The organism is Deinococcus taeanensis, assembly GCF_020229735.1.
Classification (GTDB): domain Bacteria; phylum Deinococcota; class Deinococci; order Deinococcales; family Deinococcaceae; genus Deinococcus; species Deinococcus taeanensis.
On the sequence record NZ_CP083455.1, the window covers coordinates 672,052 to 687,826 of the forward strand.

12 protein-coding genes are annotated in these 15,775 nt (G+C 57.8%); 10 read left to right on the forward strand and 2 right to left on the reverse strand.

Annotated features, from left to right (window positions below; genetic code table 11):
• The first annotated feature begins 224 nt into the window (after positions 1–224).
• From LAJ19_RS03250 to LAJ19_RS03295, 10 genes are all read left to right on the forward strand, one after another.
• Entirely contained in the window at positions 225–3,008 is a 2,784-nt protein-coding gene (locus LAJ19_RS03250; protein ID WP_225476880.1) for a type I restriction endonuclease subunit R, read from the forward strand.
• Positions 3,005–3,529, forward strand: coding sequence for a hypothetical protein (locus LAJ19_RS03255; protein ID WP_225476881.1), 525 nt, complete (start codon positions 3,005–3,007; stop codon positions 3,527–3,529). Before LAJ19_RS03250 ends, LAJ19_RS03255 begins: the two co-directional genes overlap by 4 nt.
• A 39-nt stretch (positions 3,530–3,568) precedes the next feature.
• Entirely contained in the window at positions 3,569–5,134 is a 1,566-nt protein-coding gene (locus LAJ19_RS03260) for a restriction endonuclease subunit S (RefSeq protein WP_225476882.1), read from the forward strand.
• Entirely contained in the window at positions 5,131–6,600 is a 1,470-nt protein-coding gene (locus tag LAJ19_RS03265) for a type I restriction-modification system subunit M (RefSeq protein WP_225476883.1), read from the forward strand. The genes LAJ19_RS03260 and LAJ19_RS03265 overlap by 4 nt, the downstream gene beginning before the upstream one ends.
• Positions 6,601–7,355: 755 nt before the next feature.
• Complete coding sequence (locus tag LAJ19_RS03270) at positions 7,356–9,398, forward strand: hypothetical protein (RefSeq protein WP_225476884.1); 2,043 nt, start codon at positions 7,356–7,358, stop codon at positions 9,396–9,398.
• Positions 9,399–9,483: 85 nt separating this feature from the next.
• A complete protein-coding gene (locus LAJ19_RS03275; RefSeq protein ID WP_225476885.1) occupies positions 9,484–9,678 on the forward strand; it encodes a hypothetical protein in 195 nt (64 codons plus the stop codon).
• Positions 9,679–9,935: 257 nt separating this feature from the next.
• Complete coding sequence (locus tag LAJ19_RS03280; RefSeq protein ID WP_225476886.1) at positions 9,936–10,541, forward strand: helix-turn-helix domain-containing protein; 606 nt, start codon at positions 9,936–9,938, stop codon at positions 10,539–10,541.
• A 302-nt stretch (positions 10,542–10,843) separates the two neighbouring features.
• Positions 10,844–11,773 (forward strand): ATP-binding protein, encoded by a 930-nt coding sequence (locus LAJ19_RS03285; RefSeq protein WP_225476887.1) that lies wholly within the window; start codon positions 10,844–10,846, stop codon positions 11,771–11,773.
• Positions 11,757–12,125 carry an STAS-like domain-containing protein gene (locus LAJ19_RS03290; RefSeq protein WP_225476888.1) on the forward strand — a complete coding sequence of 123 codons (369 nt, stop codon included), beginning with the start codon at positions 11,757–11,759 and terminating at the stop codon, positions 12,123–12,125. The genes LAJ19_RS03285 and LAJ19_RS03290 overlap by 17 nt, the downstream gene beginning before the upstream one ends.
• Positions 12,112–12,654, forward strand: coding sequence for a type II toxin-antitoxin system VapC family toxin (locus tag LAJ19_RS03295; RefSeq protein ID WP_225476889.1), 543 nt, complete (start codon positions 12,112–12,114; stop codon positions 12,652–12,654). The genes LAJ19_RS03290 and LAJ19_RS03295 overlap by 14 nt, the downstream gene beginning before the upstream one ends.
• A gap of 42 nt (positions 12,655–12,696) precedes the next feature.
• Here LAJ19_RS03295 and LAJ19_RS03300 read toward each other — a convergent pair whose 3' ends face one another.
• Both LAJ19_RS03300 and LAJ19_RS03305 read right to left on the reverse strand, forming a co-directional pair.
• Positions 12,697–13,533, reverse strand: coding sequence for a hypothetical protein (locus LAJ19_RS03300; RefSeq protein WP_225476890.1), 837 nt, complete (start codon positions 13,531–13,533; stop codon positions 12,697–12,699).
• Between the two features lie 1,034 nt (positions 13,534–14,567).
• On the reverse strand, positions 14,568–15,734 hold the full coding sequence (locus LAJ19_RS03305) for an MFS transporter (protein ID WP_225476891.1): 1,167 nt from the start codon (positions 15,732–15,734) through the stop codon (positions 14,568–14,570).
• Positions 15,735–15,775 lie beyond the last annotated feature (41 nt).

The window sequence follows — 15,775 nt, forward strand, 5'->3', positions numbered from 1 at the left end:
AAAGCACCCCCGGGGGTTGTGCGGCGAGCCTCACGTGCCGCACCCACACGTGAGGTGTTGACCGCCCTCTGGTCCTGAGCAGCGGCGCACCAGGCCCTACCGGGCCCAGAGAATGAAGGGCAAGTTCCCGGCCAGCCTGTCGCGCAGGCGCGACAATTGACGTCCTACGCCGTGCCATGCGGGCTACACTGCCTCATCTTGCGCTCAGCCCGGTGAGGACATTCATGACTCCAGAACAACAGGCCCGACAGGTCATCGACGCCCAGCTGGCCGCCGCCGGCTGGGTTGTTCAGGACTACAAAACTGCGAACCTCTTTGCTGCGGATGGGGTGGCGCTCCGGGAAGTGCCGACGGCCGCCGGATCCTGCGACTACATGTTGTTCTGGAAGGGCACGGCGGTCGGCATTGTCGAGGCCAAGCCCAAGGGCACCTCACTGGTGGGCGTGAGTGAACAGACGGACAAGTACACGGTGGGGTTGCCGCCGTTCATTCAGGTGGCCGGAACGCCCCTGCCGTTTGGCTACGAGGCGAACAGCGTGCAGGTGCAGTTCCGGGATTACCGTGAACCGGACAGCCGCTCCCGGACGGTGTTTCACTTTCACCGTCCGGAGACGCTGGGGGCCTGGTTGAAACAGAGTCAGACGTTACGGGCGCGGCTGCGGCAACTGCCGCCTCTGGCCCGGACTGGTCTGCGGGACGCGCAGTTTGAGGCCATCACGAACCTGGAACGCTCTTTCGCGCTGGGCCGCCCCCGGGCCTTGATCCAGATGACGATGGGCAGCGGGAAGAGCTTCACGGCCGTGGCCAGTACCTACCGCCTGCTGAAGTTCGGCGGGGCGAAGCGGGTGTTGTTCTTGGTGGACCGCGGCAACCTCGGCAAACAGGCGTTGGGGGAGTTCAGCAACTTCGACACGCCGGATGACGGGCGTAAGTTCACGGAGCTGTACGTCGTGCAGCACCTGACCACCAACCGGATTGACCCGGACGCGCAGGTCGTCATCACGACCATTCAGCGGCTGTACTCCATCCTCCGGGGCGAGGAGGCGTTCGACGAGGAGAACGAGGAACGCAGTGAGTTCGAGCTGGGCAGTGAGACCAAGCAGGAGGACGCGCGGACAGTCAACTACAACGTTCGCCTGCCCACTGAGACCTTTGATTTCATCATTACCGACGAGTGCCACCGGTCGATCTACGGCACGTGGCGGCAGGTGCTGGAGTACTTCGACGCCTTCCTGACGGGCCTGACCGCCACGCCGAGTGCCCAGACCATCGGGTTTTTTGGCAAGAACATGGTGATGGAATACGGCCATGAGCGGGCGGTGGCTGATGGAGTGAACGTCAACTTTGACGTGTACCGCATCCGCACGCAGATCAGTGAAAAGGGCAGCAAGGTCGCCGCCGGCAACTACCTGGACTACCGGGACAAGGAGACCGGCGCAGTTCGCTGGGAGGAATTGAGCGACGACTTTGAGTACGCGGCGAATGCACTGGACCGCAGTGTGGTTGCTATGGATCAGATCCGGACGGTGGTTAAGCATTACAAAGAGGTGGTGCTACCCACGGTGTTTCCGGACCGCCGGATCGTCCCGAAAACGTTGATTTTTGCCAAGAGTGACGCCCACGCCGATGACATCCTTCAGATCGTCCGGGAAGAGTTCGCCAAGGGCAATGACTTTGCCAAGAAGATCACCTACGGCGTCACCGGTGAGCGGACGGACGACCTCATCAAGAAATTCCGGGTGGAGCACAACCCACGTGTGGTGGTCACGGTGGATATGATCGCCACGGGCACCGACATCAAGCCACTGGAAGTGCTGCTGTTCATGCGGGACGTGCGGTCGCGCTCGTACTTCGACCAGATGAAAGGCCGCGGCACCCGGGTCGTCAGCAAAGATGAGCTGAAAGCCGTCAGTGAGGACGCCGACGAGAAGGCGTTCTTCCTGCTGGTGGACGCGGTGGGCGTCACAGAGAGTGACAAGAGCGAGGCCAAACCGCTGGAGCGCAAGCGTGGCGTCAGCTTCGAGAAGTTGCTGCACGCCGTGGGCATGGGGGACCGGACGGACGACTCGTTCCGGTCGTTGGCCGGTCGACTGGCGCGGCTGAACCAGAGCCTGACCAGCGAGCAGCGATCAGATCTGGAGGCCAAGGCCGGGCAACCCATTGCAACCCTGATCGGGAACCTGCTGGGAGCTACGCAACCCCTCCGGGTGCAGGAGAGGGCCAGCCAGTTGGCTGACCAACAGGGCCGCCCCGTCACCCCAGAGGACGTGACGCAGGGGGATGCCGAACTGCGCTTTGAGGCTATGAGGCCCTTTGGGAACCCTCAGTTGCGCGATCAACTGGTCAAAGTACAGCGCCAGAACGAGGTTGCCATTGACACCATCAGCCAGGACAAGGTGCTGTCCGGCCAGCATGTGGAGCGGGAGGATGACGCGGCCTTGGCGCAGCGCGTGGCCGAAGGCCAGGTTCGAACCTTCCGAGAGTTCATCGAGCAGCGTAAGGACGAAATTGACGCGCTGAGCATCCTGTATGCCCAGCCGTATGCGCAGCGGCACGTGACCTTCCGGCAGATCAAGGACCTGTCCAAGGCCCTGCAGGGCCAGGATCCCAGCTTGACGCCAGAGAACCTGTTCGCCGCCTACGAGCGGCTGGAGGCAGGGCGGGTGAAGAACGCCGGACCAGGACGAACGCTGACCGATCTGGTGGCTCTGGTGCGCTTCGCCACGGAGAGGGTGGACGTGCTGGAGCCCTTCGCTTCAACGGTAGACAGTCGCTTTCAGACCTGGCTGGCTTCTCAGGAGGCTCAAGGTCGGACCTTCACCTCAGAGCAGCGGCACTGGCTGGACCTGATCCGCGCGCAGGTCGGCAAGTCATTGGAAGTGCAGGAACGCGACCTGCGGGACACGCCGTTCAATGAACTGGGCGGGCTGTACCGTGCGAGGCAGGTGTTCGGGGATCAGGACCTGAAAGCCCTGCTGGAAGAGCTAACTGGGGTGCTGGCCGCATGAGCAACCCAGCGGGGATTGCGGCCATTCAGGCAGTCGGTTTGCTTCACGCTCAGGGATACGAACTTTTACGCGTCTGGGTCACTGCCAATACAGACGCGTGTCTGTCATGTACTGTCCATCTCTTCAACGCTGGCGTGCCTATCCCAGATGTCCTTAACCGTGAAGTTAACCATGTTGCTTTGTCTTACGGCTACACCTTAAACGCCAATGCCATCATTGGTGGCAAAGTTTACCCAGATCCTGACCCAATCGGGAATGGCTTAGCCCATGATGGTTGGTCGCGTCCAGAGCAGATGGCGAAGTACTTGCTGAAGAACTACTCCGAGTTCACCCGAACCTGGCGAGGTGAAGACCGGGGTTACGTCGAATGGTTTCGGCGGTTGACTCGCCTCGCTGATCGCAGCCAGCTGCCCGTGATGCAAACCCAGCTCTCAGGTCGTCTCGATCTCGCTCTAGGTGCTGTGATGGTTCAGGATTACGCTCCGAGCCAGCAGGTCACCCTCTTCGCCTCGGAACATTGATCTGGTGCAGAGGCATGACCACTTTGAGAGAATGCCGTGATGACTACTCTGGCTGAACCTGCCGTCACCCCGTCCGAGCAGCCTTCCCTGCCGCCCGGTTGGGCGCAAACGACATTGGGGGACGTTGCTCATGTGAATGCCCGGCCAGATACCTCTGAACTGGAGAACGACACTTCGGTGACGTTCATCCCTATGGCCGCCGTGCAGGAGGTTTGCGGGCGGTACGACGGCTCACAGGTGCGGTCTTACGGTCAGGTCAAGAAGGGATACACACCGTTCAAGAATGGCGACCTCATCTTCGCCAAGATTACGCCATGCATGGAGAATGGAAAGTCAGCCCTTGTGGATGGATTGATCAACAGTATTGGTTACGGCTCTACCGAGTTCCATGTCATTACGAGTACCAGCGCCTTGGAGCCGAAATACGCCTTCTACCTTGTCACCAGCAAGCAGTTTCGCGGCGAGGCAGAACATAACATGCGCGGCGCGGCAGGCCAGAAGCGCGTGCCACCACAATTCCTGACAGAATACCCTCTAGCACTTCCCCCTCTCGCTGAGCAGCAGCGCATCGTCGCCAAGATTGAGGAGCTGTTCAGCAAGCTGGACGCAGGGGTGGCCGAGCTGAAGCGCACGCAGACCCTCCTGAAGCGCTACCGCCAGAGCCTGCTGCACGCTGCCGTGACTGGGGAACTGTCACAGGAGTGGCGAATACAGAATTCACCTAGAGAGACGGGTTCTGAGTTGCTCTCACGCGTCCTGGCTGAGCGCCGTGAAAAGTGGCTCCAAAGCGGTAAAAAAGGCAAGTACAAGGAGCCTGAGGCACCGGACCCAGCAGAAAGCCAAATCTTCGCTGCGACCTGGACGACGGCCTCGCTTTCAGCCCTTGCTCTCCAAATAGGTGACGTGGACCACAAAATGCCAAAGGCCGAGACTGGTGGAGTTCCTTACATTTCAACCAGAGATTTTACTGGCAATGACTCTATTAACTTCAAGGACGCCAAGCTGATATCTCCTGCCGACTACGAATCCCTAAAAAAGAAAATATTTCCTGAGTTTGGCGACTTGTTGCTTTCCCGTTACGGAACTATTGGAAAAGTAAGACTTGTAAAAACTTCGGAGCCTTTCCAGGCCTCATATAGTGTCGCAATAATCAAGCTATTTTTTAATCCGGTAACACGCTATGTCAAACTGGCACTAGAAAGTCATCACTGTCAAAGGCAAATGAAAAAACATACACGTGCGACAGCACAACCAGATCTTGGTTTGGCGCATGTGCGTGAGCTCGCCATTCCACTTCCTCCTCTTGCCGAGCAGGCCTACATCGTTTCTGAGGTGGAACGGCGACTGTCCGTCCTGGACAACATGGAAGAGACCGTAACAGCCGAATTGAAGCGAGCCGAGAGTACACGTCAGAGCATCCTGTACCGTGCTTTTGCAGGGGAACTGGTGCCCCAGGACCCGAACGATGAACCGGCCAGCGTGCTCTTGGAGCGGATTCAAGTAGAGAAGTTGAAGACTAGCGCGAAAGCCATCCGTGACGGAGCAGGCAAGCGAGGCCGCCCCCGCAAAACAATGCCCCAACCCACCCTTCTGGAGGAACAATGACCACCGTCAACCCCGCGCAGCTCGTATCGCGCGTCTGGAACCTCGCCCATGTCCTGCGCAATGACGGCGTAGGCTACGGAGATTACCTGGAGCAGATCACCTTCCTGCTCTTCCTGAAGATGGCCAGCGAGATGGAGGGTGACCCGGACGCGCCACAAGTCCCAGAGGAGTACAACTGGGACAAGCTGCAACCCCTGACCGGGACCGATCTGGAAACCCAGTACCGGCGTACCCTGGAAGAACTGGCGAAAGAATCCGGCCTGCTCGGCGTCATCTTCCGCAAAGCGCAAAACAAGATCAACGACCCGGCCAGCCTCAAACGTGTGGTGAGCCTGATCGACCAGCAGCAGTGGTCCGGCCTGCCGTTTGACGTGAAAGGCGAGATCTACGAAGGCCTCCTGCAGAAGAATGCCGAAGACGTCAAAGGCGGGGCCGGTCAGTACTTCACGCCGCGCCCGTTGATCGACGCGATGGTGAGAGTCACCAAGCCCAAACCAGGCGAGACTATTGCCGACCCCGCGTGTGGAACGGGCGGCTTCCTGCTGGCTGCGCGCGACTACCTCACGCAGACCTTCTCCCTGGATCCGGATGAGCGCGAAGACCTGCGGGAACGCACCTTCTACGGCGCGGACATTGTGGACAGCGTGGTGCGTCTGGCGGCCATGAACATGTTCCTGCATGGCATTGGTGGACAGACCACGCCCGTGCACCGGGAAGACAGCCTCGCCAAAGCGCCCAGCCGGCGGTTCGACATCGTGCTCGCCAACCCACCCTTCGGTGTGAAGGGCTCACTGGTGGAACTGGACGAGGAAGGCAAAGCCGTTCGCCAGCAGCAGACCTACAGCCGGGATGACTTCACGGCGTCCACCAGCAACAAACAGCTGAACTTCCTGCAGCACATCATCTCCATGTTGAAGGTGGGCGGCCGCGCCGCAGTGGTTGTGCCGGACAATGTGCTGTTCGAGGCGGGTGCCGGTGAGACCGTACGCCGCCGTCTGCTTCGGGACGGGGACCTGCACACCATCCTGCGTCTGCCCACCGGGATCTTTTACGCACAGGGCGTGAAAGCAAACGTGCTCTTCTTTGACCGCTACGCCAGTGGGGAGACCAACCGCACCAAGGCTGTGTGGTTCTACGACCTTCGGACGAACAAGCACTTCACCTTGAAGACCCGGCCCATGCAGGAGGCGGACCTGGCGGACTTCATCCAGGTCTACCAGGCAGATGACCGCAGCCAGCGGCAGGAGACTGAACGGTTCCGGAAGTACACCATCGACGAGCTACTGGACCGTGACAAGGTCAACCTCGACGTGTTCTGGCTGAAGGACGACAGCCTGGAGGAAGGCAGCGACCTGCCCGCGCCGGGCATCCTGGCAGCCGAGATCGTGGAGAGCCTGGAAGCCGCGCTGGACGAGTTCCGTCAGGTGGCGGCGGACCTTGGGGAGGAGATCGTCGCCGCAGATTGATGCGTTGGTATTTGTTGGTCTGAACTTTTTGCACCCCGTTGAGGGAGTGTGCCGTACAATGAAGACAAGAGTTCAGAGAAATAAGACCCGTCCCCCAAGGGCGGGTCTCTTCTCTGACTCACCGCAGCGTTCTGGCCGCACCGAAGTTTCATATGTGACGAGTTGGTGTCATTGGAGCAGCGATTGGCTGCAGTGGAGACTCGCTGTCATCAGAGCAACTCAAACTCGCCAGCGGGCCTACCGGCCCTTGAGGTTGAGGGGCAGACCAGCCATCAGGAATCGCAGGGTGACATTCAGGTCAGCGTCTCCTGGCCTGTTCTGGTTGTAAGTCATGACCGACTCCGCTTCCCTTGGGCCTACCGGCCCCATAGGGGGAGGGGGCGTCATCTACCTCCCTGATCACCGGCTTCTGGGCATGCGGGCGATTTTGCACCCTGGCGGGGGTACGTCTTTAGACTGAAAGTACCTCTCCTATTTTTCGCTGGCCGGTCAGAAGCCAGTTCGACACATTCTTCTTCAACCCTTGTCCAACACAGGCTTTCAGCTGTGTTGGGCGGCCTCTGGCCGCACCCAGGGTGATGGGATCAAGGGACGCTCTGCGTTGACTGTTTACCGGCCAGCAGGGGAGAACGCGAAGCGCATGTCCCTGTCTCACCCCCTACCCCTCGGAGGTTCTTTTGATTTACCTATTCGATGTTCACGGACTAACACACCACTGCGGTTACATCCCCTTCGTAGTGAGAGGGAAGTAGAACGTGACTCACATCACTCATTACCTCAATCCTGCTGACGTTGCGGCAGCTGTCGGCCATCCATTGCAGCATGGTGGCGTCACCGTCTTCAAGGCGCCACCCGGCGCTGGGAAGAGCCACGTTACCCGTGAGGTCATTCGGACGCTGATGGGCGCTGGGCAGCTTCAGCGTGTCCTCTGGGCCGTGCAGGCCACCCGGGATCCGGCTTCGCTGGGCGCCGAGTGCCTTAAAGCCTTTCAGGCTCATAGTGTTCGGGCTGACCTCGTTCATGGCCAGGACGCATTCACCGGCAGGGGTCGCCAGCGCGATTACGCGGCTCAGATGGTGTGGCCGGACGAGCCGGCCGTCAAGATCATCAGTTTCGCGCACCTGCCACTGTTGTTCGGTCCGGATCCGTCCAACGTGTTCACTTCACTCCAGAAACCGGATCTGCTCGTCATTGACGAAACGCCGCATGGCGCACTGCTGTTCAGCTCCAGCGAGCACAAGGCGTCAGGACAATTCATGGCCAGGCCCCTGAATCAGAAGAACCTGGAGCGGCACGCAGCGCAGTCCCGGATCTGTGCCCGACTTGTTGTCCTGCTGCGGCAGGCTGACAGCCGTTTCCACCCTGACCTGTTGTCGTGGCTCGACGTCACGGAAACCACGTGGACTCGCAGCTGGACGGGCACCGACTTTCTCCGTCAACTTGGTATGACTTGGATGGATGCAGACTGGACGGACTTCACAATGGCCCTGTCGGCCCTGCGCATTCCTTGGGCTCCTGTGGTCACTGACGCGTTACGGCATGACCTGAGCCACCCTGAGGACAACAGTCAGCGCTTCGGTGTCCACTGGAAGACCGGTCTCCGGTCTCAGTCACCGGAGGTCCGATTTGACGTGCGGCTCCCCCTTCCTGGCCTGCCGCCCACTCTGGCCCTGGACGCGTACGGGGAGCAGGACTTCTACACGGCACTCTTTGCGGACCATCCCGTGCACCTTTTTACCGCCGGCACACCCCACACACTGGACATCGAGTGGCTGGACCACCTGAAGCTCGATGCCCTGAACCTGGAAAAAGGCATGGACGAGAAGCACCTGCAGATCGCTGAGGAGGTGGTCGACCTGTTGGTTCGGGATCCGTTACGGGGTGTGGTGGTCTTGACCAACAAGGCTATGGCCCAGCCGGGTTCTGCCTGGGAGGGCTACCTGAAACGCGCTCTTCAGCTGGCCGGGAACTTGCCGCAGCAGGCCCAAATCCGGTCGATGTATTTCCACGCTGGGCGGGGCATCAATGCTTGCTGCGGTGATCACGCCTTTGCTCTTGTTGAACCAAAACTGCCGCGTGCGCACCGGGAACACACGACGGCGGCACTGTTCCCAGAGTCGGCGGAGCAGCGTAAGTGGGCCCATGAGTATTTGGAGCAGGCGGAGTTGTTGCAGATGCTGGAACGGGTTCGTCAGGCTCAGAACCCCGGCGCCCGCATCATCACAGCCTTTGAGCCTAGTCTTCCGCCAGACCTGGCCCGCGTCAGGCCCTACAGTCCCAGTCGCCGGTTTGTTCGCAAGAGTTCCAATCCTCGGCTGCGTGACGCGCTGTCCACGGTGGGCGCGGAGCTTCTGGCAGTGCTCGACGGAATCCCTCTGCATGCGCTGTACGCATTGGGATTGCTGGAATGTGACGATCTGGCCATGCCCCTGGACACCTTGAAGGGGTACCTGCGGGATGCCCTGGTTGGTCAGCGCCTTGGCCCGGAACTGAGCCACTGGGTGACGCATGGCGAGCTGTACCGGTATTCAACAGTGCCGCCATATCGGGGAAGTAAGCGAGACGAGCCTTTGAGCGTGTTACAGCCTCTGGGGGTCTTCAAGCAGCGTCCTGTCCGGCGAATGGTGGGGCGCGCGAAGGTTCAGGTAGCCGGATACGCCCCCAGTGAGACCGCGTTCCAGGCAGCCGTGGACCGGTTGTTTGGGCCGTCCGGCTCACCGGTGCGCAAGCTGAGCAGAAGTCGCCATGTGCGGCGAGCTGGCACAACGCGTGCAGAAACAGCACAGGGGTGTGTGTGAACCGGGTCATTTTGCCCCAGAAATGGTATCTTCCCTTCTCCGCCTCCTATCCCAATCGCGTCCGGCTGGGCGCGTTTCCTTTGTCATGATCAACAACCAACGTCAACGCATGCAGCTGGAACGGCGCCGGGCACGGTTGCTTGACCGACAGGAGCGGCTCTGGCGCCTGCTCCTGCTCAGTCACGCCCCTGTCCTTCCGGCCAAGCGTTTGGCCTCCTTCCTGGCTGTCTCGAAGGAGCTGCAGGAAATGGAGCGTCAGCTCGCCGCGCTCAGCTCGTAAGTCTTTTCGCTTCTCACTGCCCCGGTCGTCTGGCTGGGGCTTTCATTTGGAGGTTTCATGCTCATGTCTGAATTTGACCGTCTGTTTCAACGTCGCCGTCCGCTGTGGCAGCAGCGTGATCGTTTCATCCGCCGCTGGGTGGGTCGTCTGCCTGCCGCAACAGGTGCGCGCTCATGTGCCTGGACCCACGAACTGGACCTGGAGCTGCACCGTGTGAACGCGCAGCTGGCCGAACAGACTACGTCTGGGGTGCGGCGATGACAACCCTACCCACGGGCCGTCGCGTGGCTTCCAACCGCCTCCTGCCCAAACAGGAGGAGCACATCAGGGCCTTGAATCGGCAGGGCCTCACAGATGGGGAAATCGCTTTTGCACTGGCTGTGAGTTCCAAGACCGTTGCCAAGTACCGCAAGGCCTTGGGCCTGCCCGTCAATGCCCACAACATCCAGACCGCGCTGGCGGGCGAGCAGTTTGTGGTGGAGCAGTGCCAGACTTTAGGGCTGGACGTTACACACATGTCGGCCCTTCATCAGAATCACCCCTTTGATGTGCTGGTAAACGGGTGGCGTGTTGAGGTGAAGACCGTGCACGACACGTCCGCTCCAGGGATCTTCAAGTTTTTCCTTTCCATGACACGAAAGGGGAGAGTCGCCAGTCCCACCCAAGTCAAGAACTACGAGCTTGACTGTGACTTCGTGGCCCTGGTCTGTAAACCGAAGAGCGGTGAGGTGCCGAGCGTGTTTATCCTGACGCCCCAGGAGGCGGGTGAGTACATCCGGATTGATCTCTGTGACGTGGGCATGTGGGATCAGTACCGAGAGGCCTGGCACCAGCTGGAAGCTGCATGCCCTCAGGTAGCATGACCCAAGAGGAAGGAGGATCGACACGCTTTCTCGGTAGACTGCGGCCACGCGTCCCCCCGGGCCATGTTCCGGATTTTCAGGAGGACGGTGTATCCAGAGCAGCAAGCGACAGGTAATTGATATTCCGATTGAAGGGAATGGATGGTCGTCGAGGACTACAAGAATATGAAATCGTTCGCTCCAGAGAGCATTTTGTCTGGAAAGTGCTGGCTGCTGTCTGACCCTATTATTACATGCTGTTTCAGAAGGAGCAGAAGTGAGGATACTCTGCAGTAGACTCGTAGAGTCCTGCATTACACAGCGTGAGTTTGGATCTTAGGTGGAGAATATTTTTGTTTAGACCCAACCGTGGAAAATATAAAGTTTTTCTTCCTCAGCTCCGGTCGGATCCGGAGGGCTTTGAGTACATCTCTCAGTTGTCAAATATGCTGGGTCCTGGCTCCACGCTTGCAGATTTAGAAATCGATTTTTCTGGAACTGTTTGGGTAGATGCTCACATGCTCGCTCCCCTTGGAGCTTTGTTATATGCCCATCGAAGTAGAGGATTTTCCGTACAACTGTCGAATATCCCTCCGGCCGTAGAAGGAATTTTAAGAAAGAACGGGTTTCTGTCTGCTTTTGAGGATGAGATTCGCACAAAAGACACATGGGGAACAGTGATTCCGTACCGTAGGTATATTTCGACAGACGAAAAATCATTTCCTTTGTATATGGCGAAACTTGCTAAGAATAGAGGTAATTTACGCTTCAATGATAACGCAAGGAACGCGATACTTTTTACAACTCTAGAGCTTTTCAATAATGCTATCTATCATGGAAGGAGCGCCTCAGGTGTATTTGTTTGCGGTCAGTATTATCCAAATGCAAATAAGCTCAAATTTTCTTTGTGTGATTTAGGCGTCGGCATACCTGCAAATGTCACGGGATTTACTGGAAGAGCAATGACAGACGCCGAGGCTATATCTTGGGCTGTAGAGAGAGGAAATTCCACGCGTCCCAAAAGACCTGGTGGGATGGGGTTGTATTTTTTGAAAAATTTTGCCGTAAGTAATAACGGCCTGTTGCACATCATTTCTGGAGACGCAATCGTTTCTGAAGGGAAAAATCAATCTTATATGAAAACCACCCAGCGTTTCAACGGAACATACATATCTCTTGAGATAAATACAGACTCCCAATCTACATACATTTCGGAGAGAATTGAAGAAGGTGAAAATGACGAACTCTTCTAGAGAAACCGAAACAATCAGAATTGTTGATGTTGTCGATACAGACATTTGTGTTACTCAAGCGGATGGCGAACGAGTTTTCAAAAGAATATATTCAGCTTTTCAGCGGGGCAGCAATGTAGTCCTTTCGTTCCGAGATGTAAGATTCATTATCTCTGCGTTTTTGAATCCAGCCATTGGAATGTTGTACAAATATTATGACAGTAGATATCTAAATGAAAACTTAAAAGTAATTGATATTACTGTTGATCAGAGAGCAATGGTCAGAGAAGTTCTTAGAAATGCAAAGGAATATTACGAAAATCAAGCAGAAGTAAACAATAGCTTAAATGAGGCTATGAATGGCGAGCTTTAAGCGAGAAAGTGCCACCTCATTAATCAACGTTCCTGAAAAAGTTTTCATAGATACCAGCGTATGGCTGTACACGAACGGCCCGCAAGCTGATCCCGCAAATAATAAAAGCGCGATCTATTCGGAGTTGCTTGGTAAGTTGATCGCTTCGAATTGCAAAATATATATAAATCAGCTTGTGTTATCTGAGTTTTTCAACGTTGTTGTAAAATACTTTCTCAAGATGCACAAGAAGAATATGCAGATTAAAGCATACAAGAAAACAGAGGACTATAGAAAAAACATTCAAAATATGTTTGCTTATCTTATATCTGTAACGAAAACACCAAATTTGATACTGATAGAATATTCAGATCTAGATAAATATGTTGAATTTGTAAGTGAGGCATTAGATTTTAATGATATGGTCTATGCGAAGATTTGCATGGATATGGGACTTGCATTGATAACAGATGATGAGGACTTTTCAGATACAGATTGCGATATTATCAGCGACAATTATAATTTAACTTCAAGCGTCGCATCTCTTTAAAGCAGTTTGAGGGGCGTTGACAATATCAGAAGAACCCCGCAATCACTTTCTTGGTTGTTTTTGTGCACCTATCTTCAGTTCCCCAGTAGCAGGATCCATGACTTCCATACGATCATTATGCCAGGTCACATTTAAGTTGACCGCTACTTCCTTCGGAAGTTGTAAACCCAAATGATAGTGCGATCCTCTGCGCATATGCCCAAAACTCTGCATCAGGCCGTTTCTAAATGCACCAACCATCTGCAAGGGTCCACCAGTGTAGACGTCATCATTGTTGTTCACTACGTCGGCAAGCGCCCAGAATGACGCTTTGCTGTTTGCTGTCGCTATCCCATCATCATTATAGAAAAAACCCCCAGCCTCTCTGCTTGCGGAATATAATCTTTTCTCATAGCTACTTTTTCCACTACCTCCGACAAAAAACACCCCCCGATCTGGAATACTCAATATGCGATAAAGTAACTCTGTTCTGGGTCCCGCCATTTTCTCAAAAATGAGACACTGAAACCTAAAATACACCCCTTCTTTTATGGACATTACGGCCAGGATTTGGAAACCTGGACTGACTACTCCCGGCTCAGAAGGATAAGCGGCTAGGGATGTCGCTAGTATGGGGACTACCGCGTCTGCTAGTTCTTGCGCAGATTTCGGGTGATCGTTCAAGCTCTCAAGACTTTCAACAAGCTGTCCTAAAAATATAGATGGGAAAAGTACGTCGCCAGTATAGCCAAATAAAATTGCAGCCTTTTTAGTGACGTACAGCTTTCTTCCATAATTCCACTTCTTTAAGTTCGGCCATGTAAATTTACTATCACTGGCCAAATAAATGGCGGTATGTCCCGCTTTATCGGCCGCAGCCCAGGCAACCAAAGTTGTCATAATCCACATCCATATGTATAATCGATAAGCACTTCCATTGGGTTTCCAAGAAAGTGTACCAGCAACTCCCCGGCCTGCCGCCAAGTGATGGCAGGTGACGGTCGAGGACCTGCCTCTCAGCCTCCGGGTTGGGAGGCGGCGGGGTTTTATAGGGTGAAGTTGGGACGATAGAAGTCAATCCTAAAACAACAGACAGTGACATGACACTCAGAGGCCGTATAAGGTGATATGGGTAATATGGAACGGAAAAAATTGTAGACTGAGGCTCAGCGGAAGTGTGCCGATTTTTTTCTGCTGGCCGGATAAAAACGCTGTCCTGAACGAGGAATGTTCCCTCGGACAACTGGAAAGCGTGTAATGGGGCAACCTATTCGAGAGTTCGAATCTCTCCCGTTCCGCCAGAAGAGAAAAGAGTGCCGCGACCGCTGGTTGCGGCCTTTTTTGTTGCGCAGTGGCCTTGGGTTCCCAGCGAGACGACAGAAAAGAAGTCCCCCGCTTTTCCGCTGGGGCGTTCAGCCTGTTCAAGGTCAAGCGTGAGTCAAAAATACCGCTGAGGGCGGCTGCGTTAGGGCATTCCTTCGTGGTATGAGACCCGCGGTGACAGCGCCGGCACCCTGCGTGCGCACCACAGTCCCCCTGCCCTCTCACCGGCTGGACGGGAGAGATGGTCGCCTGTGGGTTCTGAAGACACCCTTCTCCCGGGTGCGGCAGAAGAAGCTCGTGCCGCCAGAGCTGAGGCGCCCGCTGCCAAACCCATGGGCGGAATCGTTTGCGCCGGCCAGGGCAGGCACGGCAGCCAAGACCCAGTCCGGCGGGGGGTTCCTGATGAGCAGCGGCATGCAGAATGGCCAGCCTGTGGGGCAGCGTCCCGCCGGGTGGTGGCAACCTCCGTGAGCGGCGCGACCTCCTGAGCGGCCCTGCCGTGTGAGGGTGAGCTCCACTGTGCCCGGTGTGATCTGCCCGGTGTGATGGCTCGGGTGAAACAGGGCAGAGGAGCGGTACGCCGCCCCTCCTGCCCTGGCCCCGGCAGGCGCTCAGGTGGTTCTTGCGCGCCACGCACTGAACAGCGGCAGCAGGGACAGCAGCGCGCACGTGCCGGCCAGCGCCGCGAAACCCGAATGGGCGATCAGGACGCCGCCCAGCAGGGTCCCCAGCGCGGCACTCAGGTAGCCCAGGGCGTCCGTAACGCCCTGCGCTGCGGGGAAGCGTGTCAGGGCCTTGCTGCCTGCCACGAACGCCAGATTCCACCCCAGGCCCAGCAGGAACATGCTGACCGCCAGCCACACCTGTCCGCTCAGGGGGGCAGTGAGGGCCGCGCTACATAGCAGCAGCGCACCCCCCACGTACCCGAAGCGCACGCCCAGCCGGTCAATGGTCGGCCCGGTCAGCCAGCCGAACCCGAACATGCCCAGGATGTGCCCGCTGATCAGTGCGGCCACGCCCGCGTGATCCACGCCCATGTGGTGCGCGCGCAGCGGCGTGAGGCTCATCAGGGTCACCATCAGGCCCTGTGCGGTCGCCACAGCCAGGGCCGTGGAACGCACGCCGGGAATGCCGAAGGCGTCCTGCAGCGGCAGGCGCGTTCCCGCCGCCTGCGCCGGTGAGCGCAGGGGGCGCCACAGCAGGATCAGCAGGGCGGCCGCGCCCAGCAGCGCGCCGCCCACCAGCCAGCCCGCCACTTCCGGCGTGGTGCCCAGGCCGGTCCCCAGCAGTTCAATCGGGCGGGAGAAGCCGGTCATCACGAAGGACCCCAGCACGCTCATCAGCATCAGCGCGCCCAGCGCCGCGCCGCGCCGTCCGTCGGGGACACTCTCGGCGGCGGCGTAGCGGGCCTGCTGGTACCCGCCCTGCGCGGCGCCCATCATCATGGCGCCCAGCAGGAACACGGGGGTCAGGGCCGCGCGGGCGCCCAGGAACCCCAGCGCGGCGCCCGCGGTTCCCAGCAGGAACGCGGTGGTCAGGCCGGTGCGGCGCCCGCGGCGCAGCATCAGCGCGCCGAACAGTCCGGCCGACAGCGCCCCAGACAGCTGAATCAGGGTGCTGGGCAGTCCGGAGAGGGCTTCGCTGCCCAGGCCGCTCATGATCAGGCTGGCCAGGACCGTGCTCACCGTGGTGGCGCCCGTGGCGAGGGCCTGAGCGGCGTACAGCGGCAGCAGCCGCGTGAGGTTCGGCCGGGCCGGGTTCAGCGCCGCGTCGCTCATGGTTGCAGGCCGGGCGGGAAGAGGGCTGTGGGCACGGGTGG

Excerpts from the sequence above, each read along its gene's own strand:
- LAJ19_RS03250 (WP_225476880.1), top strand. The coding sequence starts at position 225 with ATGACTCCAGAACAACAGGCCCGACAGGTCATCGACGCCCAGCTGGCC.
- LAJ19_RS03255 (WP_225476881.1), top strand. The coding sequence starts at position 3,005 with ATGAGCAACCCAGCGGGGATTGCGGCCATTCAGGCAGTCGGTTTGCTT.
- LAJ19_RS03260 (WP_225476882.1), top strand. The coding sequence starts at position 3,569 with ATGACTACTCTGGCTGAACCTGCCGTCACCCCGTCCGAGCAGCCTTCC.
- LAJ19_RS03265 (WP_225476883.1), top strand. The coding sequence starts at position 5,131 with ATGACCACCGTCAACCCCGCGCAGCTCGTATCGCGCGTCTGGAACCTC.
- LAJ19_RS03275 (WP_225476885.1), top strand. The coding sequence starts at position 9,484 with ATGATCAACAACCAACGTCAACGCATGCAGCTGGAACGGCGCCGGGCA.
- LAJ19_RS03280 (WP_225476886.1), top strand. The coding sequence starts at position 9,936 with ATGACAACCCTACCCACGGGCCGTCGCGTGGCTTCCAACCGCCTCCTG.
- LAJ19_RS03290 (WP_225476888.1), top strand. The coding sequence starts at position 11,757 with ATGACGAACTCTTCTAGAGAAACCGAAACAATCAGAATTGTTGATGTT.
- LAJ19_RS03295 (WP_225476889.1), top strand. The coding sequence starts at position 12,112 with ATGGCGAGCTTTAAGCGAGAAAGTGCCACCTCATTAATCAACGTTCCT.
- LAJ19_RS03300 (WP_225476890.1), bottom strand. The coding sequence starts at position 13,533 with ATGACAACTTTGGTTGCCTGGGCTGCGGCCGATAAAGCGGGACATACC.
- LAJ19_RS03305 (WP_225476891.1), bottom strand. The coding sequence starts at position 15,734 with ATGAGCGACGCGGCGCTGAACCCGGCCCGGCCGAACCTCACGCGGCTG.